This window comes from Labrenzia sp. R5_0 (assembly GCF_017743835.1).
Taxonomy (GTDB): Bacteria; Pseudomonadota; Alphaproteobacteria; order Rhizobiales; family Stappiaceae; genus Roseibium; species Roseibium algicola.
In genome coordinates this window covers 245360-269832 of record NZ_JAGHRK010000005.1, presented here as the reverse complement: position 1 = coordinate 269832, position 24473 = coordinate 245360, and the positions used below count along the sequence as shown (strand labels likewise).

Annotated in this window: 21 protein-coding genes; 5 read left to right on the top strand and 16 right to left on the bottom strand. The window is 59.0% G+C overall.

Annotation, left to right across the window (positions count from 1 at the left end; all coding sequences use genetic code 11):
• Nucleotides 1–58 precede the first annotated feature (58 nt).
• The gene (locus J7447_RS24625; protein WP_152507966.1) at nt 59–1831 is read left to right on the top strand and encodes a type I secretion system permease/ATPase; all 1773 of its coding nucleotides are present in this window, start codon (nt 59–61) and stop codon (nt 1829–1831) included.
• Entirely contained in the window at nt 1831–3156 is a 1326-nt protein-coding gene (locus tag J7447_RS24620; protein ID WP_022999586.1) for an HlyD family type I secretion periplasmic adaptor subunit, read from the top strand. Before J7447_RS24625 ends, J7447_RS24620 begins: the two co-directional genes overlap by 1 nt.
• Before the next feature lie 115 nt (nt 3157–3271).
• Here J7447_RS24620 and J7447_RS24615 read toward each other — a convergent pair whose 3' ends face one another.
• The 12 genes from J7447_RS24615 to J7447_RS24560 form a co-directional block, all read right to left on the bottom strand.
• Nucleotides 3272–3970: an SDR family oxidoreductase gene (locus tag J7447_RS24615; protein ID WP_168687809.1), complete on the bottom strand. Its 699-nt coding sequence runs from the start codon at nt 3968–3970 to the stop codon at nt 3272–3274.
• Between the two features lie 3 nt (nt 3971–3973).
• Nucleotides 3974–5023 (bottom strand): glycerol dehydrogenase, encoded by a 1050-nt coding sequence (locus tag J7447_RS24610; RefSeq protein WP_209171246.1) that lies wholly within the window; start codon nt 5021–5023, stop codon nt 3974–3976.
• A 3-nt stretch (nt 5024–5026) separates the two neighbouring features.
• On the bottom strand, nt 5027–5869 hold the full coding sequence (locus tag J7447_RS24605; RefSeq protein ID WP_022999583.1) for a carbohydrate ABC transporter permease: 843 nt from the start codon (nt 5867–5869) through the stop codon (nt 5027–5029).
• The gene (locus J7447_RS24600; RefSeq protein WP_022999582.1) at nt 5866–6726 is read right to left on the bottom strand and encodes a sugar ABC transporter permease; all 861 of its coding nucleotides are present in this window, start codon (nt 6724–6726) and stop codon (nt 5866–5868) included. The genes J7447_RS24605 and J7447_RS24600 overlap by 4 nt, the downstream gene beginning before the upstream one ends.
• 57 nt (nt 6727–6783) lie before the next feature.
• Nucleotides 6784–8112, bottom strand: coding sequence for an extracellular solute-binding protein (locus tag J7447_RS24595; protein ID WP_209171245.1), 1329 nt, complete (start codon nt 8110–8112; stop codon nt 6784–6786).
• Between the two features lie 47 nt (nt 8113–8159).
• On the bottom strand, nt 8160–9224 hold the full coding sequence (ugpC, locus tag J7447_RS24590) for a sn-glycerol-3-phosphate ABC transporter ATP-binding protein UgpC (RefSeq protein WP_209171244.1): 1065 nt from the start codon (nt 9222–9224) through the stop codon (nt 8160–8162).
• The gene (locus J7447_RS24585; RefSeq protein ID WP_286189537.1) at nt 9224–10720 is read right to left on the bottom strand and encodes a xylulokinase; all 1497 of its coding nucleotides are present in this window, start codon (nt 10718–10720) and stop codon (nt 9224–9226) included. Before J7447_RS24585 ends, ugpC begins: the two co-directional genes overlap by 1 nt.
• A complete protein-coding gene (locus J7447_RS24580) occupies nt 10713–12173 on the bottom strand; it encodes an FAD-binding oxidoreductase (RefSeq protein ID WP_209171242.1) in 1461 nt (486 codons plus the stop codon). Before J7447_RS24580 ends, J7447_RS24585 begins: the two co-directional genes overlap by 8 nt.
• 114 nt (nt 12174–12287) lie before the next feature.
• Complete coding sequence (locus J7447_RS24575) at nt 12288–13304, bottom strand: LacI family DNA-binding transcriptional regulator (protein ID WP_209171241.1); 1017 nt, start codon at nt 13302–13304, stop codon at nt 12288–12290.
• Nucleotides 13305–13459: 155 nt separating this feature from the next.
• Nucleotides 13460–14800 carry a HAMP domain-containing sensor histidine kinase gene (locus tag J7447_RS24570; protein ID WP_209171240.1) on the bottom strand — a complete coding sequence of 447 codons (1341 nt, stop codon included), beginning with the start codon at nt 14798–14800 and terminating at the stop codon, nt 13460–13462.
• A complete protein-coding gene (locus J7447_RS24565; RefSeq protein WP_209171239.1) occupies nt 14797–15231 on the bottom strand; it encodes a molybdopterin-dependent oxidoreductase in 435 nt (144 codons plus the stop codon). The genes J7447_RS24570 and J7447_RS24565 overlap by 4 nt, the downstream gene beginning before the upstream one ends.
• Before the next feature lie 436 nt (nt 15232–15667).
• Nucleotides 15668–16648 (bottom strand): hypothetical protein, encoded by a 981-nt coding sequence (locus tag J7447_RS24560; RefSeq protein ID WP_209171238.1) that lies wholly within the window; start codon nt 16646–16648, stop codon nt 15668–15670.
• 201 nt (nt 16649–16849) lie between these two features.
• On the opposite strand from J7447_RS24560, the gene J7447_RS24555 reads away from it, so the two are divergent.
• The 3 genes from J7447_RS24555 (at nt 16850) to J7447_RS24545 (ending at nt 19947) form a co-directional block, all read left to right on the top strand.
• Complete coding sequence (locus J7447_RS24555; protein ID WP_209171237.1) at nt 16850–17971, top strand: response regulator; 1122 nt, start codon at nt 16850–16852, stop codon at nt 17969–17971.
• 203 nt (nt 17972–18174) lie between these two features.
• Nucleotides 18175–19146, top strand: coding sequence for an ATP-grasp domain-containing protein (locus tag J7447_RS24550; RefSeq protein WP_209171236.1), 972 nt, complete (start codon nt 18175–18177; stop codon nt 19144–19146).
• A 129-nt stretch (nt 19147–19275) separates the two neighbouring features.
• A complete protein-coding gene (locus J7447_RS24545; protein ID WP_209171235.1) occupies nt 19276–19947 on the top strand; it encodes an HAD family hydrolase in 672 nt (223 codons plus the stop codon).
• A gap of 25 nt (nt 19948–19972) precedes the next feature.
• Here the strand turns inward: J7447_RS24545 and J7447_RS24540 are convergent, their stop codons facing one another.
• Genes J7447_RS24540 through J7447_RS24525 form a run of 4 tightly spaced genes read right to left on the bottom strand, consistent with a single transcriptional unit; the run spans nt 19973 to nt 24322 of the window.
• A complete protein-coding gene (locus tag J7447_RS24540; RefSeq protein WP_286189536.1) occupies nt 19973–21118 on the bottom strand; it encodes a glycosyltransferase in 1146 nt (381 codons plus the stop codon).
• Between the two features lie 4 nt (nt 21119–21122).
• Nucleotides 21123–21953 (bottom strand): sulfotransferase, encoded by an 831-nt coding sequence (locus J7447_RS24535; protein ID WP_075283062.1) that lies wholly within the window; start codon nt 21951–21953, stop codon nt 21123–21125.
• Nucleotides 21946–23139, bottom strand: a complete 1194-nt coding sequence (locus J7447_RS24530) for a glycosyltransferase family 4 protein (protein WP_209171234.1) — start codon at nt 23137–23139, stop codon at nt 21946–21948. The genes J7447_RS24535 and J7447_RS24530 overlap by 8 nt, the downstream gene beginning before the upstream one ends.
• 13 nt (nt 23140–23152) lie before the next feature.
• Nucleotides 23153–24322, bottom strand: a complete 1170-nt coding sequence (locus tag J7447_RS24525) for a polysaccharide biosynthesis/export family protein (RefSeq protein ID WP_168687798.1) — start codon at nt 24320–24322, stop codon at nt 23153–23155.
• Nucleotides 24323–24473: the final 151 nt, after the last annotated feature.

Below are 24473 nucleotides of genomic sequence, written 5' to 3'. Positions count from 1 at the left end.
GAGAGGGCGCACGCGCCCTCTCCTCTCTTCTTTTTTATGTTTTTTTTGGAGAGTCTACATGGCTGTACGCAGCGCAAGGGAAAGCGTTTATCCCGCTCTCAAGGTTTATCGCTCTTCCTGGGCCGGGTTTCTTGCCGTTGGTTTCTTTTCGATCTTTGTCAATCTCGGAACTCTGGCCTCACCCCTCTACATGCAGCAGATCTTCGACCGGGTGATGCAGAGCGGCCACCTTGAGACACTTGTCTTCCTGACGATGATCGTGATTTTTTTTCTGGCTGTGATTGCGGTTCTTGATGCAATCCGCGGCTCCATCCTCGCCAGCATAGCCAAATGGTGGGACGAAACCGTACATGCCGACCTGCTGCATGCCGTGATCCAGACGGCCAGGTCGACGGGCAAATCCCACTCTCATGCCATGAACGACCTGGCAACAATCCGGCAGTTCGTTGGCAGTTCGAGCGTGCTACCTTTCTTCGATGGGCCTTGGGTGCCCTTCTTTGTCGGTGCCATTATTCTCATCCACCCTGCCCTCGGCTTCGTCGCCATCGCGGCCGGTGTGCTCTTGGTGATAATCGCAGGTATCAACGACACGGTCACCCGCCGCCGGATGGCGGGTGCTGCGGCGGCTCGTGTGCGGGCACAGCAGACGATAGACATCGCGACCCAACACGCGGAAAGCGTCTACAGCATGGGAATGCTGCCTGGCGTTCTCGCCCGCTACCGGAACGACAACGAACTGGTGGCCAATTCTACTTTCGCCGTCGCCGCCTTTTCAGCGAAGACCGCCGCGATCACCAAGTTCATCCGGTTCACGGCGCAGATCAGTGTCCTTGGTCTCGGGGCCTATTTTGCCACGCTGGGTGAAATCACTCCGGGTGGCATGATTGCAGCGTCAATCATCATGGGGCGCGCGCTTGCGCCTGCCGAACAGGCCATCGGCGCCTGGCGGGGCATCGTCGGTGCGATGCAGTCCCATCGTCGGCTGAACGATATTTTTCTGGCAGCTCCGCTCCACTTCGACCGGACCCAGCAGCCGGAACCCAGTGGGCACCTGCAGCTCAAAGGTGTCAATCTGCTCGTTTCAGGCCAGGAACGGCCGTTGCTGCGCAACATCACGATCGATATCAAGCCGGCAACCTTGAATGCAATCGTCGGCCATTCCGGCTCCGGCAAGAGCACCTTGTGCAAATTGTTGATTGGCGCAATGGATCCGAGTTCCGGTTCGGTCCGTCTTGACGGTGTCGCCATGCGCAATTGGGACCCGCAGCAACTCGGCCGGAACATTGGCTACCTGTCGCAGTCCGTGGAACTGCTATACGGCACTGTGAAGGAAAACATCGCCCGGATGGGCGAGCCGGACGATGAAAAGGTTGTGACTGCCGCGCGCCTTGCCGGTTGCCACGACATGATCAACGCTCTGCCGAACGGCTATGAAACCCTGATCGGCCCGGGCGGACTTCGTCTGTCCGGCGGACAGGCCCAACGCGTTGGGCTGGCCAGGGCGATCTACAACAAGCCCAAGCTGATCATCCTCGATGAACCGAATTCCAACCTGGACAGTGATGGCGAAGCCTCGCTTCAGGAGTGCCTTGTGCTCCTTCGGGAACAAGGCTGCACGGTCATCATTGTAAGCCACAGACCCTCGGCGCTCTCGAAAGTCGATCTGATCATCACCCTTGCGGACGGCACAATTCAAAAGACGCAAACCGGCGAGGAGTTCATGAAGCACGCCATCCGCCCGGTCAGCGATATCCTGCAGAAACTTGGCAAGGTCCAGCCGGCGCAAGCGAAAGGCGCTTCTCCGGCCAACGAAACTCAGGGAGGTCAGTGATGAAAGAGCAAAATAACCCGGCGTCGTCCCTCCGTCGCTCCATCCGGCAACACTGGATCATGGGTTCGTTGGTCGTCGCGGTTTGTTTCTTCGGCACGGGAATTTGGGCAAGTTTCGCGGAGCTGTCGTCGGCTGCCATCGCCGCCGGCAAGGTCAGTCCGGACGGAAGCTTGCGCGTGGTGCAGCATCTGGAAGGCGGAATTGTACGCCATCTCAATGTCAAGGAGGGCGATGTCGTCAAGGACGGTCAGCTTCTCATGGTTCTTGACCAGGCATTGGCAACGGCGAACTATCTGTCGATCTACCGCAAGCACCAACGCTATGTGGTGACCAGAGACCGGCTGCTGGCGCAAGAGCGTGGCGATGAAACCTTTGAGGTCCAGATGCCGTCGGTCATGTCGGCCGACAAAAGCTACACGCAGTTCGTTGCCAACGAGATTACAAAATTCAAGGTACGGCGCGAGCTGCTGGGAAGGCAGCAGTCGACTTATCATGTGCAGGCAGGCCAGGTTGAAGCCGAGATCAGCAGCCTGAAGGCCCAGATAGACGGCATGGATGATCAGATCCTGCTGCTTGACAAGGAGCTGGATAGCAAAAAGGTCCTGATGGACAAAGGTCTGATGCGGCAGCCCGAGCTTCTGGCTCTGCAACGCAAGCGGGCCGAACTGTGGTCGGAGCGCAATGCCATCGGATCAACGATCGCTCGTGCGCGGCAGAAGATCGAGGAAATCAAGATCGCGGAACTGACGGCCCTCAGCGAAGAACGCGAAAAAGTGGCCAAGGAGTTGTCGGAAATCAACGCGGAGATTGCGCAAGCCGACGAGGCACTTTCCGCGACTTCGGACATCCTGAACCGCACAGAGATCGTCTCTCCGATCGAGGGGCGGGTGCTCAAGGTCAACTACAAGACGGTCGGCGGTGTCGTGCGGCCGGGCGAACCGATCATCACGATCGTGCCCGAGAACGAGGAACTCATCCTCGATACGCGCCTGCGTACGTCCGACATCGACAACGTGATGATCGGGATGGACGCCAAAGTTCAGCTCACCTCCTTCATGGGGCGGCACATGAAGCCCTTGACAGGGGAAGTCTTCCAGGTTGGTGCGGACGCCGAAACGGACGAGCAGACAGGAGAGCAATTCTACACGGTGCGGGTCAGGGTTACGTCCGACGACATCCGGGAAGCCGGAGGCGGTTTTGAGCTGGTGCCTGGCATGCCTGCGCAAGTCTTCATTCAAACAGGAGCCCATACGCCGATGCGCTATCTGCTGGATCCTGTGCTGCAGTCCTTCGGACGGGCGTTCCGGGAAGAACGCGTACTCTAAAGCGGCTGTCGCGTGACCTTAAAATCGGAAGGCGTTGCCGGGTTTGGAAGAACAGAACCCGGCAACGCCTTTCGGCGTTTTAGGCATGCCGCAGCGACGCAATACCTTGCATGGCTCAGGCCGCCAGATAACCACCGTCTACCGGAACGATCGCGCCATGAACGTAGGAAGCGTCTTCAGAAAGAAGAAACGCGACGACCCGCGCAATCTCCACAGTCGCGGCCCAACGGCCGATGGGGATGCGGGCGTCGATCCGTGCGCGCCGTGCCGGATCTGACCGCGCGCCTTCGGAAATGCGTGTTTCCACCCAACCCGGTGCGACCGCGTTGACCCTTATTCCGCTTCCTCCCCAGGCAACGGCAAGGGATCGGGTGAGGGCAGCGACCGCCCCCTTGCTGGTGCCGTAAGCAGGCGCAACGGGGTTGCCGAACCAGCTCCACATGGAGGCGATGTTGACGACGGAACCGTTGCCGCGTTGAAGCGCATCGCGCGCGGCCGTACAGGAGGTGAGCACGCCGGTGACATTCACCGCCATCACCTTCTCGAATACCGCTGCGTCCCATTCCCGGCTGTACTGGATCGTGCCCGCACAGGTGACCAGGCCGCCGAGCTCTTGCTCTTCTTCAAGGAGATGGGCAAGCGCGGCCTCATCAGTAACGTCAACCTCGACAAACCGGGCAGCTTGCGGAAAGCCTTCCTCCCGTTCCAGGCCTGCGGCCGTTACCTGCCAGCCGCGTTCGGTCAAAAGCTGCGTTGTTGCAAGACCGATACCTGTACCTCCGCCGGTGACCACAACATTTCTTGATGGCGGCATCGATCAATGTCCTTCGTCGAGCAGTTGCATCGCGCGAACGAGGTCGGAGACGCCGAGTTTGCGGTAGTAGTTCGGCGCATAGGGGGCTGTGAGCGCAACCTCGGCAATATGCTTCAGTTCCGCTGCGCCGGTGACGCCGAATTCTGCGAAGGATGTGGGCAGATTTATCCGTCGGAAGAAGGCTGCAAGGGTGCGGATTTCCTCCTCGGATCCCTGCCCGGCTGCCAGTTGTGTCAAGGTGCCGAGAGCGACCATCTCCCCGTGCAGCAACCCTGAGAGCGCCGGTGTGACCGACAGGCCGCGCACCATCGCGTGGGCTATCGACAACCCTCCGCTTTCAAAGGCAAGACCGCTGAGAAGCACGGTGGCCTCCACCACGCGCTCGAAAGCTTCGTTCGGGCCTTTGGCCGACATCGCCGCATCGCTATCGGCAAGAAGAATGTCGCTGGCACGCGCGACAATGGCCTGGGTGAGTTCCGTGGGACGGCCTGCAAAGAAGTTGAGACCACCTCCGGCAAGAGCGCCTGCCAGCTCATATGGCTTTGACATCGCATCTCCGATACCGGCCGCCAGAAAGCGACGCGGTGCTCCGGCGATGACTGCCGTGTCGACCAGGACAAGGGAGGGGTTGGTCTTCATGTGACGGACGCCCTCAACCGCATGGTCCGGCGTATAGACAACGGCAATGTGGCTGGTCGGGCTGTCGTTGGAGGCGATGGTCGGCACGATGGCAACCGGCAGACCGCGCTCGATTGCAGCTCCCTTGGCGGTATCGATCGCCTTGCCCCCGCCGATGCCGACAAGAAGCCGGGCATCGCCGGCTTCCCTTGCCCTGGCGGCGATTTCCGCCGCGGTGCATTCCCCCCCGAATTCCATGAGGCGGGCGTCGGGAAGCTGGGAGCTGATGCGTTCACCAAGCAGGTCGCGGGCTACCGGATCAATGACCACCGCCGCAGGGCCACCGCCAATGATGGCAATTTCCTCGGCCAGGCGGTCGATGGCTCCCGGTCCCTGCACGTAGCGCAGTGGAGCGCCTAGAATGCGCATTGTCATGAGTTATCCTTTCACCGCACCGGCGGTCAGGCCCTGGACGAAGTAACGAGAGAGCGTGATGAACGCTATGAACAACGGCATGGCAATCAGTGTGGAGCCGGCCATGATATCTCCCCATCTCAGGTCAAAGGCGCCGATCATCGACGCCAGACCCAGGGGCACCGTCTTGTTCGCGTCCGATCCGATCATGACCAGGGCAAAGGTGTAGTCGGTCCAGGAAAGGAGAAAGGCGAAGATCGCGACCGTTACCAGCCCGGGGACCGACAGCGGCAGTACAACACGCAGGAAAGCCCCCAGGCGCGTGCAGCCGTCCACCATGGCTGCTTCTTCAAGCTCGAAGGGCATTGTCTTGAAGAACCCCCACAGGAACCAGACGCCGAGCGGCATCGTGATGGTCAGGTGGGAAATGACCAGTGACAGCAGCGTATCGTTGAGGCCGATTGCCGCGAACATTGCGTAAAGCGGGATTGCCAGCAGCAGCGGCGGGAACATGTAGGCATAGAGCATACCGGCGATGATCATCTGTTTGCCGCGAATGCGCTGGCGGGTGACACCATAGGCGATCATGACGGACAGAAGCATTGTCAGGGCAACGGTGGTCACCGCAACAATGAGACTGTTGAGGAACTGCCGCGGATAATCGGTCTGCGCCAACAGGCTGGTGTAATACTCAAGCGTCCATCGCTGCGGAACCAGAGACGGGTTCATGAGCATTTCCTGAGTGGGACGCAGGGAAGAAACGACCATCCAGTAGATGGGAAAGGCGCTGTAGACCGCTAGAACGATCACCGCGAAGTAAAGTCCCGCCCGGCCGGCAACGCGGCGAGCCTGGATTTGTCCACTCATTTGCCTTCCTCCATCGGGAACACCCGGAAATAGATTGCAACGGCGACCATCAGGACGAAGAAGGAAAGCGTTGCGATCGCTGCGCCGCTGCCGATGTCATAAAGGGCAAATGCCTCCCGGTAGGACAGGACCGGCAGATGTTCCGTGGCACCAAGCGGGCCGCCGCCTGTCGTCAGCCAGATGACGTCGAACTTGTTGAACATCCACACGCCCCGCAGAAGAATGATGACGGTCAGGATCGGGCGCAGCGACGGCAGGGTCACGTGAAAGAAACGCCGAACGGGCCCGGCACCGTCTACGCGCGCCGCTTCATAGAGTTGGGTCGGAACTGTCTGCAGCCCGGCGAGAAAGGTCGTGGTGACGAACGGGGTCCACAACCAGACCGAAATCAGGATGACGGACGTCATGGACGCGGTCTCGGTCTCGAACCAGTAGATCGGCGGCAGGCCCAGGTCATCCATCAGAACGGTGATGATGCCGAGTGAGCCGTCAACCATCCACTTGAAGACCAGCACCGCGACCACCGTCGGCAGAAGATACGGCAGGAATGTCAGTCCGCGCAGCAGAGAGCGGCCGATGAAATTCTGGTTCAAGAGCAACGCGAAGCCGATGCCCAGCACCACCTGCAGGACAATCGCCAACCCGGCATAGACGAAGCCGTTCCAAAGCGCGTTCCAGAACTCTGCGCTTGCAAGAACCTTGGCGTATTTTGCGAAACCGACCCAGACCGGATCGGCCGTAAGCGACGGCATGTCATAAAAGCTGAGCGAAACCGCATAAAGCGCAGGCCCGACGATCAGGACAAGGGTCGCAAGAAACCCGATACCGAGAAAACCCGGCAACAACCAGCGAGTCATTCACGAACTCCAGATGGTGTGAAAGTGAGGGGAGCTTCCACTCCCCTCTCCGTTTCGTCACTTGATCACTTCACGCATTTTGGCTGCGGCCTGATCCACGGCCTCTGCAGAATCCATCTCGCGAAGGATCTTGTTCTGCAGCATTTCAGGCATGACGAAGGACTCGAACACCTTGCCGGGTCTGACGTCAGGCGCCGGACCTTGCGTATCAATGGAGGTGAGCACAACAGACTCGTCGGTCACAAGTTCTCGCATCTGCTCGACCACACCAGAGTATTTCTGGATCATTGCGTTGTCGCGCCAACGCTGGTCTTCATAGATATCAAGTCGCGTCGGCTGGAAGTGAACCGGTGCGGTGTGCAGGAAGTCGACCATGCGATCGGTCGTAAGCCACCGCATGAAATCCATCGCCGGACCAGTGTTGTCCGTCTTCAGGACCACCCAACCGTCGTAGCCGTGGCTGACCGCCTTTTGCTTTCCGGACATATCCATGTAGGGCATGACGCCAAGGTTCTCGGCCAGGGTCGGGTTGTCCCGCTCTGCAGCTTCCAGAACACGTCCGGCATAGGCTCCGTGGGCCACGGCACCACCAACCAGGTTGGACAGGACATCGGAGTAGCTGGCCTGAAGAGCGCCCGGAGGCATCGTCCCGTAGAGCTTGGTCATGAAGTCGAGGTAGGCGGCTACCCGAGGCTTCATCTCGTCGTTGTCCAGGATCACGTTCCATTGGTCGTCGAACAGCTTGACGCCCTCGGCCCACAGGAAGGCAAACGACATCCAGTTGGTTGCCCCGTTCGATCCGATCGGGAACAGCGCGCCTTTCTGGCGGCCCTGGACAAGCGCCTCGCTGTTCTGGACGAACGCATCCCACGTGTTCGGCAAGGACAGACGGTTCGTCTCATAAAGATCCTTGCGGTAATAGATCAGCGCAAGGTTGTAGTCGAACGGGTACCAGTACACCTTGTTGTCGATGGGGAAGAGGATGTTGTTCCCCCACTGGTATTCGTCCGTCAGCTCGTTCAAGGGGACGATTTGTTCCTGCTCGGCCAATAGCAGCACGTGGCCGATGAAACCGACGTTTGCCACGTCATAAGGGGTTCCGGAGCGAATGCCATTGGTGATCTTGGTGAAGCTTTCGCCAAGCGGTACGGAATCGATGACGACCTCAACGCCTGTCTTTTCCTGGTATTCCTTGGCCACCTTCGAGAAAAAGGCGAGCGTGTCCTTGCCTGTTTCGCAGTTCAAAAACCGGATGGGCTTGTTGCCCTGGGCGCGGAGCGCCGGGGCCGCAAGGGACGAGGCTGCCAGCCCGGCGCCGGCGATGCCCATGGTCTTGAGGGCCTGGCGTCTAGTCCAGAGACCTGTCTCGAATTTGCTCTTAGTCATGTTTCTCCTCCAATTGACCGCTTTCAGGTGCGGCTAAACCCTTTTGTTCAAGCTGCCCCTCCCGGCATCTCGAGGCGTTCACCGCTGGCGCGGTCAAACAGGTGGATTGCTGCTGCGGGAAGAGCGAGGTGAACGCTCTTACCAACCTTGATGTCGTCCCTGCGCTGGGTCATGACCCGCAGGCGATGACCAGCTGTCTCGCCGATGAAAAGCGTTTGCGAGCCGAGCTGTTCGATGCCCCGGACCGCGAACTCCGGACCTTCGTCGGAAATCGTGATGGCTTCGGGCCGAATGCCGGCAATCACCTCCCGCTCACCGGTATCGCTGCCGGCAGGAATGGAGACATCAGCCGACAGGCTGAGAAAACCGTTCTTGAGGTCAGCTTCAACGAGGTTCATTTCGGGCGAGCCGATGAAACCCGCGACGAAGGCGTTTGCCGGCCGGTCGTATACCTCCAGCGGCGAGCCGATCTGCTGAACATGTCCGTCGCGCATGATGACGATCCGGTCGGCAAGGGTCATTGCCTCCGTTTGGTCGTGCGTGACGTAAAGCATTGCCTTTCCGATGCGCCGCTGAAGAAGGGCGATTTCCTCCCGCATCCTGGAGCGAAGCTTCGCATCCAGGTTGGACAGCGGTTCATCGAGCAGAAACACCGCCGGGTCGCGAACAAGGGCGCGGCCGAGTGCGACACGCTGCATCTGTCCGCCTGAAAGCTGGCCGGGCTTGCGGTTGAGCAGGTGCGTGATGTCCAGCATTTCCGCTGCAGCGTCGACCCGCCTGGAGATCTCGCCCCCTTTCATGCCGCGCATCTTGAGACCAAACGACATGTTGCCGCGAATGGTCTTGTGCGGATAAAGCGCGTAGTTCTGGAACACCATGGCGATGTCACGGTCCTTGGGCTCCAGCGTGGTCACGTTCCGGCCACCGATATGCAGTTCCCCGGCGCTGATCGTTTCCAACCCCGCGACCATGCGCAGGGTTGTCGATTTTCCGCACCCGGAAGGGCCAAGCAGAACGATGAGTTCGCCCTTGGCGATCTCAAGGTCGACGCCTTCCACCGCAACCACGGCCCCATAGGTCTTGCGCAGTTTGCGCAGACTGACTTCCGCCATTACTTGGCCTCCCCGGTTGCCCGCACGGTTTTGTGGTTGATCGGTGTGAGGGCTTCCTTTGCCTCCCGGAACCGAACGAAGCCTTCGTCGTAAGTCGCCGTGGCCCGGGCGTTGGGCGTCAAAGTCTCTGCCACGCGGATGACGCGGGCAGCGTCGTCCGTGTCCGAGAAAACGCCCGCACCAATGCCCGCGATAAGCGCTGCACCGAAGGACGCGTCGCCTTCGGCGGGAACTTCGATCGTCAGTCCTGTGACATCTGCAATGATCTGCCGCCACAAGGCACTGCGTGTCCCCCCGCCGACGAGACGGGCGGTGGTGAAACCCATGCCGCGCTGTTGCAGAACGGAAAGGCAATCGCGCAGCGTATAGGCAACGCCTTCATAGAGAGCCCGGCAGAAATGCGGTGCTCCATGCTGGAACCCCAGCCCTACGAAAGAGGCGCGCAAGTCGGGGTCCCAGTAGGGGCTCCGCTCGCCGTTGAGGTAGGGATGAAAGAGCAGACCTTCCGACCCTGCAGGGGCTTCGGCAGCTTTGGCATCCATGCCCTCGAAACCCATGTCCGAGAAAAGCGCGTCACGCAGCCAGCGATGGGCCGAGGCGCACGAGTTGGTTCCCAGGATCGAGTAGTGATGATCGGACACCAGGTGCGGGTAATGAATGACATCGTCGGAAAAACGGGGAGCGTCCGTCAATGTAGAGACCGTGCCTGCCGTGGCGAGCTTCAGGGCTCCGATGCCTTTGCGCGTCATGCCCGCTGCATAGGTTTCCGCATTGGTATCGGAGGTTCCGCAAATGACCGGTGTGCCTTCCCGCAACCCGGTTTCCTGAGCGGCCCTCGGTGTCACTGTCCCCGTCGTCGCCGTCGATGCAACTATTTCCGGAAGAACATCGGTTTCAAACCCTCCCATCGCGCAGAGTTCAGACGACCAGCCCCCTGAACGTGCATCGGCAAGCATGAGCCCCCAGGCATCCGTGATGTCGGTTGCATCGCTGCCGTCGAGACGACGGCGCAGCCAATCCTTGGCCGGGCGAAGCCGGCGGATGCGGCTGTGTGTTTCCGGCTCTTCTTCCTGCAACCAGATCAATTGCGGCAGCGTCCAGGTGGGGCTGATGCGATTGCCCGAAAGGTCAAGGATCCGAGCCCCGCGTGCTGCTCTTTCCCGCACAACCTGAGAACCGGAACGCTGGTCATTCCACATGATCGCGGGCCGCAATGTGCTGCCTGACTCGTCTTCGAGCACGTGGGTGTGCGCTCCGGCCGTCACGGAAACCGCAACGATGCGACGCGGCTCCAGGCCGCCCTGCCAGATCTTCTGCAGGGATGTGACGAGTGCCGACCACCAGCCTTCCGGATCCTGTTCGCTGAATCCGGGTTTCGGTGTGAGTGTTTCGACCGGACAGGAGGCCGAAGCCACGACCTTCCCGTCCGCGGTGATGACCGTCGACTTGAGCGATCCTGCTCCGAGGTCGATCCCAAGCAAAAGGGCGTCAGACATTGGCACCCCTGTCCCGATACGGATCGATGGAGCCGGCGCGCGGTGGAAAGCCGAGTTTGCCGGGATTGAAGAGGTTTTGCGGATCAACGGAGGCCTTGATACAGCGCAGAATATCCATGCCGACGCCGTGCTCTCCGTCCATCCAGGGTCCGCGGAAAAGGCCGCTTCCATGGTGGTGAGCGATCGAGCCGCCATGCGCGAGCGTTTCACCGTTGACGATGTCCCACATTTTTTCATGCAGCGGCAAGGCTGCAGACTGATCCATGGGAGGTAGGCGCAAGGTCATGTATTGGCACACGCCTTCCGGATAGACATGCGACCAGTGGGCACTGAAATGAGCGTCCTTGGAGACTTCCGCAGCAATCCGGGCTGCGATCGTGTCGTAAAGCGACGAAGCCTTGCTCCAGTTCACCGAGACTTCGAGCGTGTCGTTGTAGTAGCCTTTATCAAGCCACTGTTTCGTAATGGAGACGTAGCGCTTTGCCCGCCATTCGTCGAAGGGACGTGTTTCCGTTTCCACGGCATCAACGCTCTTTGCAAACTCGCGTACCAGTGCCGCTTCTGCAGCCACAATGGCTTCTTCGCCGCAAACCACAATGTTGGCCATCACCGGGCGCGTTTCAAAAGCACTGATGCCTTCGGTGCGCGAGGCGGTTTCCTTTTCGTCATAGAGACGAACGATGCGCGGATGCAGACCTGCCTGCATGATGCGCTTGGCAAGCGAGAGGGCTGAGGTGCGATCGGGAAGTGCCAGCACGATCGCCTCTTCGGCGGGCGGCAGCGTCCAGATGCGCAGGGTCAGTTCCGTTATGACGGCAAGCGTGCCTTCACTGCCGACGATGATATCGAGAACCGATGGTCCGGAGGCCCGCTTGGGAAGCGGCCTGATTTCCAGTACACGCCCATCCGGCATGACCGCCTTGAGGCCAACGACAATGTTCTCGATTTTACCGAAGCGGCTCGATTCCTGACCACCACCTCGGCAGGCGGCCCACCCGCCGACCGTCGAGATGGTCAGCGATTGCGGCAGATGACCGGATGTAAAACCTTCCGCGTTCAGGGCGTCTTCGAACACTTCGCCGTTCATGCCGGCTTCGACCGTTACCAGATGGTTGTCCCGGTCGATCTTCAGAATGCGGTTCATGCGCTGCATGTCGAGCATGACTTCGCCGCCAAGGGGAATGATCCCGCCGAGGACACCGGAGCCGCTGCCATAGGGAATGAGGGGGTGATCTGCCTTGCTTGCCTTCCCGACAATTGCCGAGACCTGCTCCGTTGTGGCGGGGCGCACGACGAGGCCTGGCAGCGTACCGACCAGGGCACCTTCCCTTGCACGGAAGTTCGCATAGGGCAGGCGGTCGTGTGCATAGCCGGCGCGCGAACCTTCGTCCACCAGGACGTTTTCCGCACCGACCAGCTCCGAAAGCTCGGAAACGAGATCACGATTACTCAAAGATTTTTCCTCCTCCATGCCCAATCGGATTGTCAGAAATCGCGTTGGGCAAACGTTTGCTCAAACACAAACAATTGCACTTTGGTCTGGATGTCAAGCCCGGTTTGCTGAATTTCAGATGGAGGCGACCGATGCGCGCACGATGAGATCGCCTGGAGGAAGAAGGAGACTTTCGAGCGCTGAGCCCTCGTCGGGCGCAGTTCCCTGGATCAGGTCGATGAGCCGGCTGGCTGCCGCGCGCCCCATTTCCTGGGAGGGTAAAGCCACTGTGGTCACTTGGGGATAAACGACCCGGGCAAGCAGGTCGTCATGCATCGTGACGACGGAAACATCTTCCGGCACACGGAGCTTGAGTTCGTGCAATCTGGCAATGGCCGCAGCTGCGGTCAGCAGTGTCGCGGCGTGAATAGCGGTCACGCCGCAGGCCAACAGTTTGTCGACGGCCGCAGGTACGGCTGCAGGATCGTAGCCTGCCTGGGCAACGAATTCCTCGGCGTGGTCGAGGCCGGCGGCTTCAAGAGCCTGTTGCCATCCCTGACGCCGCATGTCGCCATTGAACCGGCCGAGCCGCCCGGCCAGATGCCCGATCCGGCGATGCCCCATGGCGATGAGGTGCTCAACCCCGATGCGGGCTGCCTCGCGTGTATCGATCGCAACGCAATTCCGGTCACCGGCCAGATGTCGGTTGAGGATCACATGCGGCAATCCCGTGCTGTTCAGCATCTGTCGCAACCGGTCATCCTCATCGAAACTCGCGATGATGACACCCTCGATGATGCTTGATCGAGAAATGTCCGTGATGATCTCGCGCCCATCTCCCTTGTCATAGGAGACCAGAAGGGCAAAACCTTTCTCGCGTGCCTCGATTTCGGCTCCCACAATCGCCGACGCAAAGATCGGGTTTTCGATCTGGGGAACAACCATCAAAAGTGTGGAGGACTTTGCGGTTTTCAGGGCTCTCGCAACCGGGTTGCCGTGGTAACCGAGACGTTCGGCTGTTTCCAGAATATGGGTTCTGGTCTTTTGGGAAACACGTCCCTTGTTCTGAAGCACGCGCGAAACTGTCGACACGTTGACACCGGTTGCCTCTGCCACATCGCGCAGGGTTACAAGTGGTTTTTTGCGCTTCATTTCCCCTCCCCTGGAAACTGATGGATCCCGAGCTCAGAACCTGATTTCGCAGAATCTGCGCAAGTAGGTTAGTGCTCAGATCAATGTTCGCGCTTCACGTGCGAACGAAAGCCGTGAATCCAGTCTCATAGCAGTTTTGGTGACAAGAACGCCATCTATTGCACACCCGGCCATTTCTCCGGCAATTTCAAAGTAAAGGCCGATCCTATTCCCGCCTGACTTTCAAAAGACAACTCTCCCCCGAGCAACCTTGCAACCTGGGAAGAGATGTTCAGCCCGATACCCGTGCCGGGAATTCCCGCCGTGCCCTGACCGCGAAAGAAGCGGCTGAACACGCGCTCCTGCTCCTCCGGCGGAATACCAACACCCCGATCGTGCACGGAGATGAAAATGGACCTGTTCTGCGCCCGGACACTCACTGAAACCGGCTCGGTGATCGGCGAATATTTCACCGCATTCGATAGAAGATTGTTGAGGATCTGTTCCGCAAGCAACCGGTCCGTTTCGATCGTTTGGGGAACCTTGTTGCCAATTTCCAGGGAAAAAGCCCGCTCCGGTGTCTCTTCACTCTGACGGGCGACGACCCGTTGAATGAGATCCTCGACATGGCAGTTTCCGGGTCTGGCCGTCACCTGTCTTTCTTCGAGCCGAACGACATCCAGCGTCGCTTCCAGCAGGCTTGTCAAACCCCGGACCTCGGAGCGCACCTGGCTTGCCCGTTGCCTGATTTCGTCGGTTGGCATCTGGTTCCCGCTCCGCAAGACGCGCTGCATCGCGGAATCGATGACGGCGAGCGGCGTTCGAAACTGGTGAGAAACCAGGGCAACGAAACTGCGATAGATCTCGGCGGTTTCGCGTTCACGCAAGAGCGACAGCCGAATGCGTTGCTGTTCGGCCATCGCCCGCAACATCGTGAAGGACAGAAAGGCGCCGAGAACAATGATCGCCACTATGGAAATGATGACCTGCACGATTGCGGCACGTTGATTGTCGAGCCGAGCACCCGTTGCCTCCCATTGCCGGACCATGGACTGGTTTCCGGCGCGGCCGAGATCCTCAATCAAGGGCTGGAGAAGGTCGTGAACGGCAGAAGCCGTTTGGACATCGCCATATGACATGTCCAGGATTTCTGCCTCAAGCGCTCGTAGCGCCCCAGCCACCTTTTCCAGCTTTCCGTCCAGGCCAAGCTCTCGCATGTAGCGTCGTTGAGGCCCCTCCGATAACAGGTTCAAGCGGCTAAGCATCACGTTGTAACGCTTGTCCAGTTCAGCTGCCTTACGGGAGATGCTGCCGACATGACGGGAAACCTCGGCATCCAGCAGGAGTGCCGCGGACTGCGTTCGTGAGATCGCCCACAGCATGTTGTCCCCCTCGTTGCGCCGCAATTCCGCTTCGGTATCGAGAAGCCGTGCGAGGGAAAATACGAGCAGCAAGACGAAGGCAACGGATGCAGTGCCTGCGACGATATAGGCGACAAGATCGCTTCTGCGCGTCATTTGATCTTCAGTTGGATCAACTGCCACACCCAGCGATAGTCGTAACGGATGTCCTGAAGATCGGAATGCTCGTCCCGGGGATAAACGATCCAGAAAGGGCCCTTGTCCGAGGGTTGTAGCCGTTCGCCATCCATATGGGTTGCGACAAGAACATCGTACTGCACGAAGTCTTCCATCGGGATGTCGATGGTATAATCGTTGAGCGCACTGGCGGTAACCGTCTTGCCGTCGGCGCCGACGAATTCAAGCAGGTCTCGCATCAGGAAGCCGTCGAAGCGTTTTACGCCATCCGTGACGACAGTTGAGGTCTCGAGGGTGTGACGGGGCAGTGCTTCCAGCATTGCATCGTCAAGAAGCGCGGCGCCCTCTGAGTTTGTCTTGCGGATATTGCCGGTGACCGTCAGCCGGACTTCGCCTGCTGGGGCGGTCAATGACATGTTTTCCGATCGAGCTGTCGCAACGGATAAACCGACACCGATCAGCATGAGCATTGTCCCTGCAAATGCCTTTGACGGTTTGAGGAAAAAAAGCAGATTGGTGAATCTGAAGGAGCAGCGAAGGTGACTGCAACACCGGTACAACGCCGCTGCCATGTCTTTTCGTCTCGTTGCCGGTAACGCTTGTTTTTCAAATGCTTCAATCAATGATCGGGCCCGCAAAGGTCAAAAAAATCATTATGGCACCGGTTGTTGATGTTGCAAACATTCAACCGATGCCAGACCTCCGATGTTGCGCACGCCGAAAATTGCGTATTTCGCCCTGTCCCGAGTTCCCGCTATGCGAACAACAAGAAACAGGGCGCTTATTTGCCGGATGCCGGATGCCGGTGCAGACAGGACAAGGCAGTCCTAACTGCGTGCGTGATGATCAGCCAGCCGCCTTGACAGGATCGTTGATCCGGGGAGGCTGATAGGACGCCGCCTTTTCCTTCAGACTGGAAAATTTTGTCGAAAGCTGTTCGAGCTTGGCTTCCCAGGCCGGATCAGGCTGTTGCCCTTCAATTGTCCGGAAGTAGACCTCCATGATGCAGGTGACTGCAAAAGGCTCCAGCAAAGCGGACTTGACGGACCACGCGAACAAAATTGCAAACACGATGCCGCCCGCAGACCAGCTGCCAGGAACGAGATATGCGACCAGGGCGGCCGGAGCCAACATGACGAGGAAGACAAGAAACGACAGGCCGTAGACGATAAGAGTGAGCCAGGCGGCATTCTTGAGCATCGGTTTGTAATTCTGGGCGTAAAGCACCAGCCCGCGCCGGGACGAAGCCCACACGTTGTCCGAATTTGTCCGGATCGTATAGGCGAGGATGACTTCATCGATGAAACCGACGGCAATGCGCAGGAAGGCCTCGGCAATCGAGATCAGTTGCCGTGCACCGGGGATCGGCAGAAGCGTGAAGACGCCCCGCACCAGGCCCGTGATTGCGCGCAGCACACCCTTTATCAGCTGGTCGACGCCGAAAAGCACACTGGCCTGCATAAACCTTTGAGAGACTTCTTCGCGGGCGTAGGAAATCTGGGACCGTCCGCCCGGCATCTCCTTGCCGTCGAGCAGCTTGACCAGAACGGCAATGTGCCCGGCCTTGACGACATAGAGAACGTATTCTCTCAGTAGATACATCACGACAGCGACCGAACCGAACCCGATGACGCCGCCCCAGGTCGTGGTCGTTGCCTGGAAATCGGCATCGCCGAACCCGCCGATGCCCCAGCCGACCCCGGCACCGACACCCGTTGCAAGAATGTAGGCAACGGCAGCTCCGAAATAGACCGCCATGCGCAAGATGATGAAAGGCAGTGTCTGAAACATCAGGCCTAATGCACGGCCGATAGAAAAATCCCACATATTTGGCGTCTCCTTGAACGCTCTGTTGCAATATGGCGGGAGAATATTGTCGAACGTGAGTGCTGTCCCCCTGCGTTTGAACGGGGACAGGAGAATGAAATCGCGTCAAGAAAGACCGCCCATTGACGCCGCCATCCATGGAACCGACTATCGGGCTCATCACGGTCAGATTTCAACGTGGTCTGGTTCAAAGAGCAGTTAATGCAATCGATGCCCAAATCCGGTCAGAAACTGACGGTTCTCTGTGTTGAGGACCAGTGCCATCTTCGCCAGGACATCATCGATGAACTTTCCGCTGCAGGCTATGATGCGGTCGGTGCAGGTGATGGCCGCGAAGCGCTGGACGTGCTGGAAACGATCCGCCCGCATCTCATCTTGTGCGATATCTCCATGCCCCGACTCGACGGTTACGGCTTGCTCGAAACCGTCAGAGGCAGGCACACGCATCTCGCAGATGTTCCTTTCGTCTTCCTGACGGCGCTAAACCAGCGCGACGAGATCATCCATGGCAAGCGCGCGGGCGCGGACGATTATCTGGTCAAACCGATAGACTATGACCTGTTGCTGGCGACGATCGAGGCTCGCTTGCGCCAGGTCAGCCGGATCGATGACAGGCAAAAAAACGAACTGGAAACGCTTCGGCTAGCCCTGGCAGGCAGCGGATCGGACCGATCGCTTGGAATGAACGGCATGGAGAGTGTTCTCAACGTGCTTTCCTTCGGTATCGTGCTGGTGTCGTTGGCCGGTGTTGTCTTCGCAAATAGAGCAGCTCGGGAAATACATATGGCCAGGGACGGGCTGGTGATCGACCGGACGCTCCATACCGGTTCATCGCAGCTCGCCAACGATATCAGGAAACTGCTGGCGAATGCCTGTGAGGCTGCCTGCAAGGGCCAGGACCACCTTGCCAGCCTGACGGTGCAAAGACCGTCCGGACGCCGTGATTTTCTGCTTACGGTCTGTTCGCTCCCGGACAGTACGGGATTGCCGAACGATGACGCGAAGGCGGTGATATTCATCTCGGATCTCGCGCATCGGCCAAGGATGCCGGACGAGATCCTGGCAGGCCTGTTCGATCTGACGCCGACTGAATCGGAGGTCGCCCGTGCGTTGGCGCAGGGTCGGCGAAAGGAAGACATCGCGCAGGAGCTTTCAATCGCACCGACTACAGTCGCTTTTCATTTGCGCAATCTCTTCGAAAAGACCGGAACCAATCGTCAGGCAGACCTCATCGCACTGCTTCTCACCGGCCTTGTCTCGATCAAGGAACCGCAGGGGGACGTTGAGAAACGTGGAAAGGTTGAAGCGCTTCCAACAACGTGATGACACCAAGATGAGTATGCCGGCAAATTTGTTACGCAGGTGAATTTCAACAATCAAAAAGATCACGCTGACTTCATTACGTTCGTGAAACTGAATTCACAAACTAGCCAAGGCTGGTTATATTCTCTCTGCGGTCGAAATTGCCGCGTATACTGAATTGATATTCCATTTGAATTGCCTCTCACATTTCCGGAGAATTTGTTGTGCCGGTCAAAAAATTACGATTGCTGCTTTGTTCTGCGGGACGCCGCGTTGGTTTGCTTCAATGTTTCCGATCTGCTGCCGACCATCTGGGAATCCAGCTGGAAATCCTCGCCTGTGACCTTGCTCCGGATTTAAGTGCAGCATGTGCAGCTGCGGATCGGGCGTTTGCCGTGCCGCGTTGCGACGACCCGAGTTATGCCGACGCCATTCTCGACATTGTGCGTGACAACCGGGTCGATCTGGTGGTTCCGACGATTGACACGGAGTTGATGGCGCTTGCCTGCGTGTCCGACGCGTTCACCCGGCTGGGAGCGCGGGTGCATGTGGCGTCGACTGAAGTCATCGAAATTGTGAGGGACAAGCGGCTGACGTCTGAAATGCTCGAGGCTGCAGGCGTGCCGGTGCCGAAATCGCTGGGACATGAAGCGTTGCTGTCCGATCCGGATGCACTCGGCTGGCCGGTGTTTGCCAAGCCGAGCGGCGGTAGCGCCAGCCGGGGACTGCAGGTCTTTCAGGCTATCGGAGAGCTGCCCGGCCGTTTTGAGGAACCAATGGTCTTTCAGCAGTTTCTGCGTGGCCCGGAATACACGATCAACATGTTCGTCGATTCAGGCGGCAGCCTGCGAACGGTGGTTCCTCATCTGCGCATCCAGATCCGCGCGGGTGAAGTCGAGAAGGGAAGAACGGTTCGACGGGATGACTTCCGGCAAATCGCCGAGGGCGTGCACCGGGCCTTGCCGAGCTTGACCGGCGTCGCCTGTTTCCAGGTGATCGACGACCCGGAGCTGGGACCGCGTGTCATTGAAATCAATGCAAGATTTGGGGGCGGGTATCCCTTGGCCGACCATGCCGGCGCGCGTTTTGCACAATGGCTTCTTGAGGAAGTGTCGGGCCTCCCGTGCAGCGCAAACGACGACTGGCGAGAAAATGTCAAAATGCTCCGATACGACAGCGCGATCTACGACGGCTGATCGTCGCAGGATTGCCGGAGCCGCAATGGTCTTTTGTCAGGACCCGCACCTCGGCTCTGTCCTGGCAGTAGAAGCCCTGGCCGGTAGCGTTGTCCGGTCGACCCCACATTCGTTAACTGGCGGATTGCGATGATTGTTTTTGATCTGGACGATACGCTCTATCTGGAGCGGGAGTTTGCGTTCAGCGGCTATCGTTTTCTCGACGGTTGGGTGAAAGAACGCGAAAGCCTGGAAGGTTTTGGCAACGCCTGCAGGGTGTTGTTCGAGGAAGGCGAGCGGCGTCAGATCTTCAACCGCGCTCTTGAAAGGCTCGGACACTGCGGCGACAGCCATTTGATCGCTGATCTTGTTGCGGCTTACCGTGGCCACCCGCCGCAGATTTCGCTGGCTCCGGATGCGGCGCGTTTTCTCGAGCGTCACCGCGGTCCGTTCGGCCTGATTACGGATGGACCGGCGGAAATTCAAAACGCCAAGATCGTTGCCCTTGGTCTTGACCGCTGGATTGAGAATATCCGCAAGACCGGAGACTGGCCGCAAGGATATGGCAAACCACATCCCCGCGCTTACGAGGAAATGGAAGGACTTGCGGCAGACGACGGGCCGATGGTCTACGTCGCCGACAATCCCGCCAAGGACTTCGTGACGCCAAAAGCGCGCGGCTGGATCACCGTTCAGATCCGGCGGGCGGGCGCCGTGCATCCGCCGCACGCGAAAGATGATGCACACGCGGCCCATGTCGAAATAACGTCGCTGGATGAACTCGACGGCGCGTTGACGGTCCAGACGGTTTCGATGAAATAGCTAACTGTGGGCCGCAAGTGTGCCTTCAGGCTGGACCACGCTGCGACAGAATCTCCTGGTATTCACCGAGAATGTGCTTCACCTGGTAGTTCGCCACGATGCGCTGCCGAGCCCTTTTGCCGAGATCGGCAACCTGCTCGGGGGGCATTCGGGCAAATTCGGCCATCGCTTCGCACAGCGCATCCGGATCGCCCGGTGAAACAACCTTGCCGGTATCAGCGACAACAAGTGCCGCGTCGCCGACATTGGTGGTGACCACCGGACGGGCATGGCTCATGGCTTCGGCGACGACATTCGGGAACCCTTCCGTTCTGGACGACAGGACGAGAACATCTATCTGCGAATAGAAATCCCCCATGTCACGCAGCTCCCCAAGCAATTTCAGACGTGCCGGATCAAGCCCTGCGTCTTCAATCATGGCCAGAACTTCGCTGTTGCGGTCATCAAGACCGAAACCTGCGGCAACAAAGCGAGCATCGGGAAATTGTGCGGCGATCTGCGCTGCGGCCCGGAAGAAGTTCAAGTGGTCCTTTTGAGGATGAAAGCGCGCGGCTATACCGAAAACACGGGCCTTGCGCGGCGTGGGGTCCGCCTGCTCGGGAACCACGACGCCGTTCGGGATGACCTTTCCGAACCGCGCGGCATAGCCATACTGTTCGTGCTGTTCTCTTGCCCGTGCCGAATTGTAAACGATGCCGGCAGCGCGAGACGATAGCATGCGTGCCCCTGCAACGGCGAGGCGCGTGCTTCGCGTCAGGCTGCGCGGATCGTCAAGTGCCTGGCGCACCGTCCAGAAGACGGGCGGCGCCCCGGCCAGGCGCGCCGACAAGGTGCCGACAACCATTGCATGATACATCCAGCACAGTACCGCTCGCGGGCGCTTCTCCCGCATCAGCCCCGTCAGTTTCAGGATTGCACCCGGCATGTGCACCGCTCCGCGTGCGTTGAGCGGATGATATTCCACGTCCGGCCGTCCGGCCAAACTCTGGTTGCGCTCTGAAACGCCGATCAGAGGGACCACGATTGTCGGTTCGGATGTCGCTGCCAGGAGCCTTGCCAGCATCGTTTCCGCTCCGCCGCTGGCGGCGAAATTCGTAATCACATGCATGACCGGCGCGGCAGTGTCCGTTCCAACCTCCAGTCCAGCACCTTCGCTGCCAACGTAGTCCATCAGGTCACGCCTTTCGTGCACCCTGCCAGACGTCGAGCGGTCTGCCGATCCGCTGTTCAAGTTCGCTGACTTCCGGAGCGAAAAAGTCCTGCAGCCTTTTTTCCAGATCGGGGCTCAACGGCGGGTATTCCTGTGGCCGGGCGACGGCATCGCGAAGCACCCTCATTGGCCTGGTGTGCCGAACGCCGTCCAGGACGGGGCGAAACGGCTTCAGGACCTTGCGCAGGGGCAGTGGAACGATGGCGGCGTTCTTGTCTTTCACCTTGCTGTCCACCGGAGGAGCCAGCGGTGCCTCGTGACCGATATGCGTGGCAAGGCGGGCGAGCTGATTTTCAGGCTGGCGCCGGATATCCTCGAACAGCAGCAGCAGAATCTGCTCCGGCGGGAACAGATCGTAGAACCGGCGAAGATGCAGGGCATAACGGCCGTCGTTGATGAAACGCTGGCCCGCGGCCTTCGCCGGGTCGAGATGATCCTCGATGTTTCGAGACACCTCCCCGCGTCGCAAGAGCATGCAATAATCGGAGTAGGCACGCGCCGACGGTTCCCGCATCTGAACGATCAGCCGGACATCGGGAAGGTCCCGCCGGATGCGCTCTGCCGCCTCGGGTTGCGTGAGATAGGTATTCGACTTCTCTCCGACGATTGCGTCCGGTTTACTGAAGTCGAATTGAGACAGGTACCAGTCCGCTCCACGGTGATACTCATCGGAAAAGTAATGCAGCTCCGGGCTGGGCATCGATATCGTCGGACTGCGCTCCAGAGATCTTTGCAGCCAGGTCGTTGCGGACTTGGCCGCGCCGAAAATCAGAAATCGTATGTTTGAGTCAAGCATATGCGGTACCTGCTACCTGGGTGCCTTCGACGAGCTGTTCGTAAAGGCGGGAAATTTCGGAAACATGGCGTTCGGCGCCATACTTGGCCGCGGCATCTGCCTGCGCCGCGTCGGCAATCCGGGTTTGCAGCAAAGGGTCACTGAGCAGTTTGCAAATAGGTTCGACAAAGCTCTCCGGATCGTCCGGCTCAACAAGGAACCCCGTCAGACCGTCCGAGATCGCTTCGATGTTGCCACCGTGCCGTGTCGCGACGACAGGCGTCCCCAGATACATGCTTTCGATCAGGGTCCGGCCGAATGGCTCGTTGACAGCCGGAACAAGCATGACATCGACACCGCTCATTGCCTCGAAAACCGGTGAGCGGAAGCCCATGAAATGAAAATTGTCGTTCAGTCCCAGGCTACTGACCAGCGCCTTGCAGGTTTCGTCCAGGCCCCGGGTTGCATCGACGGTATCGCCGAACAGCAGTCCGTGCACCTGACGCCCCGGCAAGGCGCGGCGAACCGCATCGACCACCCGAACAAAGCCATCGGGACGTTTGCGTTTGATGATCGAACCGAAATAACCGAGCAGTACCGCGTCCCTCGGCAGGCCGAGTTCGTCGCAAAGCTTGTCATGGGAATTTGTGCGATCGGGCCGTATGGCTGGAAAATCGAAAGGACTTCGGATCACGCTTGCTCGGTCGCCAATCGGCCGGATCGGACGTGATGGCATGGCGTAATGTGAAACGCTCACGATATGGTCGGCAAGCAAGGGGGCGAGCGTGTTCGCCCCTTTCGCAGCCGGATCCTGGCGATGATGCCAGAGGTGGCGACAACCAGACAGTTTGCTCGGCATGATCCAGTTGGCGTGCATGCGTCCTTCGTTCGTATGCACGATATCGGGATCGATCTTTTTCAGCGTTCGTCGCAAGGCCGGCAGTGTTCGCGTCAGATAGCCGAGCCCGCCTACGCTGCCGGGCAGAGGCAGGCCGGGCGACGACATCAGTGGCGTATCCTCCAGCACCTCGTAATCGAGCCCCAGCTCCCGCGTCTTTTGGCCAATGGCGCCAGGCTCGAAATGGACGAGGACGCGCGCCTCGAAACGGTTTGGATCCAGGGCAGCGGCAAGGCTGAGCGCCGAAATGTGGCTGCCGCCCAGGACAGGTCCGCCTACGAACGGAAATAATACTCGAATGCGTCTCATCACTGCTCCGGACCTACTTGGACGCTGGTTCAGAAATCGTCAGGTTGATCGTCAGACTGTCGCCCGGACGCATGAAGGCATTCAGGTCGACGTCCAGGCTCTGCATCTCGCCGTTCTCGAGCCGCGATATCCTGTAGGAAGGTGTTACAATGCTGTCCTGGGCGGTGGTATCAACCGAGTTCGCGGACAGCGTCTCGGCGTAGACCTTTCGGGCCAGCTCAAGACGGGATTCGACCTCGAAACGCTTTGATTTCACCTCCGTGAGTTCGGAGAGCTTTTCCCCGCGGGTCCTGTCGAACAGGGTCGCGGCGTCTCTCGATGCAAGATTGAGACGCTGCTGCGCGTCGAGACGGGCGACTTCGAGCTGCAGACGTTTTGCCTCCAGATCGTTGAGCGCCGTATTGGCAGAGGACACGCGGGTCGTCACGGCCAGCCCCTTGTCCTTCAGATGCTCCATCGATGCGAGATCCTTGCGGGCCAGTTCGATCTGGTTGTCACGCAGGACGATTTCTTCGGACAGTTGAGAGATTTTCTCGGTCAGCAGGACACGAAGATCCTTGAGGCTCTGGAGCTCGGCCTTGATCACCTTGATGTTGGCGGAAAGGATCTTCGACTGCACAGGGTCGGATGATTGCGACTCCACGGCGTCTGGCAATGTCTCCGCCGAAAAGAGCTGCACTTCCTGCTCGAGCCTTGTCTCCTGCTGCAACAGTTTGGATGCGGTTCCGCGAAGCTGATTGATCTCCCCCGTTACTCGGGTGAGCGAGGTCTGTTGTGTCCCCTCTTCGTTCGGCAGGCGATAATAGCCACCGGCAATTGCCAGGGCCTTCTCGACCGTCATGCCGGGGATGAAGTCGAATTGTCCGGGAGCCGTAACCGCTCCGCCCACGAACACCGGGGCATACCGGGATACTTCGACGGAGACCGCGGGTAATTCCGTCAAGCCGACGATGCGCTGCATGCGGCTGGCAATAGTATCCGCGACCTCGTCCAGGGTCTTGCCGACAACTTCCACGGCTCCCGCAATCGGGACATGAATTTTGCCGTCCGGTGCCATCTTGTAGGAACCGGCCACACCATCCCAGTTGGCAAAGGTCTTGTTTCTGGCATCCCAGGCGCCAGCACGCAGCTCCAGTGTCTCACCGCCGGACAGCCTGTACTGTTCGGCCGAGAGACCCGACACAAGAAAAGTCGATAATGAAAGTACGGCAATTATAAACCGAATACTCAATGCGCGATCTCCCATCTTTTAACTTAAAGAAACAAAATTATTATCAATATATCCAAGATTATCACGAAAATCGGAAAACAACGAAAAAGGAATTTTTCCCGAA